This is a genomic window from Stenotrophomonas sp. HMWF023 (assembly GCF_003060985.1).
In the GTDB taxonomy this organism is placed as follows: domain Bacteria; phylum Pseudomonadota; class Gammaproteobacteria; order Xanthomonadales; family Xanthomonadaceae; genus Stenotrophomonas; species Stenotrophomonas lactitubi.
The window spans coordinates 1-2,361 of record NZ_QAIJ01000131.1; the positions used below are offsets into that span (position 1 = coordinate 1).

Annotated in this window: 4 protein-coding genes; all 4 read right to left on the minus strand. The window is 62.8% G+C overall.

Annotated features, from left to right (window positions below; genetic code table 11):
• Positions 1 to 211: 211 nt before the first annotated feature.
• Positions 212 to 625 carry a biopolymer transporter ExbD gene (locus DBR20_RS07000; RefSeq protein WP_004132666.1) on the minus strand — a complete coding sequence of 138 codons (414 nt, stop codon included), beginning with the start codon at positions 623 to 625 and terminating at the stop codon, positions 212 to 214.
• 3 nt (positions 626 to 628) lie between these two features.
• A complete protein-coding gene (locus DBR20_RS07005) occupies positions 629 to 1,054 on the minus strand; it encodes a biopolymer transporter ExbD (protein WP_012509603.1) in 426 nt (141 codons plus the stop codon).
• Between the two features lie 57 nt (positions 1,055 to 1,111).
• Positions 1,112 to 1,873, minus strand: coding sequence for a TonB-system energizer ExbB (gene exbB, locus DBR20_RS07010; protein WP_025875552.1), 762 nt, complete (start codon positions 1,871 to 1,873; stop codon positions 1,112 to 1,114).
• Between the two features lie 94 nt (positions 1,874 to 1,967).
• A partial coding sequence (locus tag DBR20_RS07015) for an energy transducer TonB (protein ID WP_146186965.1) occupies positions 1,968 to 2,361 on the minus strand: 394 nt, incomplete at its 5' end.

Genomic DNA, 2,361 nt, shown 5'->3' on the forward strand with positions numbered 1-2,361 from the left:
GGGACACGCACCGGTCAGAGGCATTTGTTCCCGGACGCGTTCCCAGCAAGACGCATCCACGCATGGCGTGGTTCCACGTGTCGACCAAGGTCGACACCTACCAACAGCGGCTACGTAGGGCCGGCAGACCACCACCGCCCACAAAAAAGACGCCCCTGTTTCCAGGGGCGTCTGCAGTCGCGTCATGACTGATGTATTGCGGTGTAGCGATTTACTGCTGCACGAAGCCGATCTTCTTCATCTGAGCATTCTTCGCGGCGGCCAGAACCTTGGCCATCACGTCGTACTCCGAATCCGGGCTGGCATCGATCCGCAGTTCCGGCTGGTTGGTCGGGTCACGCTGGACCTCCTGCTCCATCCGCTGCTGCAGTTCGCTTGCGTTGATCGGGCTGTTGTTCCACGAGACCTGGTTGCTGGCGTCGATCTTCAACTCGATCGGCGGCGGCGGTTCGACCAGCTGCGGCGGTGGGTTGAGCACGCGCTGCGGCAGGTCCACGGCGATCGGGTACGTCATGATCGGCGCGGTGACGATGAAGATGATCAGCAGCACCAGCATCACGTCCACGAGGGGCGTGACGTTGATGTCTGCCATGGGGCCTTTGCCACCACCACTACTGAATGCCATGGCTTATTGCCCCTTCTCTTTGGTCGCCACGAAGCCGACGTCCAGCATGCCCTGTTCCTGCGCGATCTTGGTCATCTCGTTGATGACACGCATCTTGGTGGTGCGGTCACCACGCAGGTTCAACGGCGGCTGCGGGGTCTGCTGGGCGGCGGTCGCCAAGCGCGACTCGAGAGTCTGCTTGTTGATCTCTTCGTCGTTCCAGTAGATCGAACCGTCTTCCTTGACTGCCAGGGTGATGGGACCCTTGCGGTCGTTGGTGTCGTCCGGCTTCTGGACCAGGTTGGCCTCCGGCAGATCCACCTTGACCTTGTGGGACATCAGCGGCGCCGTGATGATGAAGATGATCAGCAGCACCAGCATCACGTCCACGAGGGGCGTAACGTTGATGTCGGCCATGGGGCCGCCGCTGTTACCACTACTGAAAGCCATAACGGGCTCCGTCTAGATCTTGGTGACTACGTTCTCGCGGGGTACAGCGCGTCGCAATTAGCGGACGCGCGAACCGGTGGCGAAGAAGTCGTGCAGGTCGTGCGCGAAGGTATCGAACTTGCTGATGGTCGCGCTGTTGATCTTGCTGAAGAAGTTGAAGGCGAACACGGCCGGGATCGCGACGAACAGACCGATGGCGGTCATGATCAGTGCTTCACCCACCGGGCCGGCAACGGCGTCGATCGAAGCGGAGCCGGTGGCACCGATCTTGATCAGCGCGCCGTAGATGCCCCACACGGTACCCAGCAGACCGACGAACGGAGCGGTTGCACCGACGGTGGCCAGCAGGGTCATGCCCGACTGCAGCTTGTTGCTTTCGCGGGTCACGGCCTGGCGCAGAGCGCGGTCGACGAACTCCGAACGGCTCAGGTTCTCACCCACGCCGCCGACAGCGCCGCCTTCAGCACGCTGGTGGTGCGCAGCAGCCTGGGCAGCGTCCAGTGCGATCTTCGAGAACGGCTCCGAAGCCGGCTGTTCTTCCATTGCACGGATGGCGTCCTGCGCGTTCGGGGTATCCCAGAACAGGCTGACGACGCGATCAGCGGCGCTCTTCAGGCGGGTAGCACGGAAGATGTTGATGACGGTCCAGTACCAGGACATGGCGGACATGACGACCAGGGTCAGCAGCACGACCCAGGAAACCGCGAAATCACCCGGCTTGGTGGTCATTTCGTGGATCAGATGCTCGAAGCCCATCTGCGACAGGGCGTTGGACGGATTGCCCCCGGCAGCAGCGGCGATGAAAATTTCCTGCAGCATGACGCTTACCTTTGTTGTGTGTGGTGATAAAGGGTGTAGCTAAGCTAAACAATCGAACTGGAGGCGAGGGCGGCCGGGCGGCCACCCGGGCGCATCAGTTCAGCGCAAAGTTGACCGGGACGCGGACGCGGCCGGCAGCCTTCTTACCGCCAGCTTCGGCGGCGTTGAAACGCCACTTGCGGGCAGCTTCCATCGCAGCACGGTCCAGATCGCGGTTACGGCTGGACTTTTCCACCGTGACATTGGTGACGTTGCCCTGGGCATCGACATCAATGATCAGGATCACTTCGCCCTGGATACCAGCGCGGAAGGCGGCCGGCGGATAGCGCGGCGGATTCATGGCCTTCGACGAGATGTCCACGCTGGCCTCGATCGAGGTCGGCGGTGCCGGCGGCGACGGCGGCGACGGCGGGGTGACGATATCGTTCGCGCGCGGTTCCGGCACGTCGACGACCGGCGCCTGCGGCGGCGGCGGGACGGGCGACGGC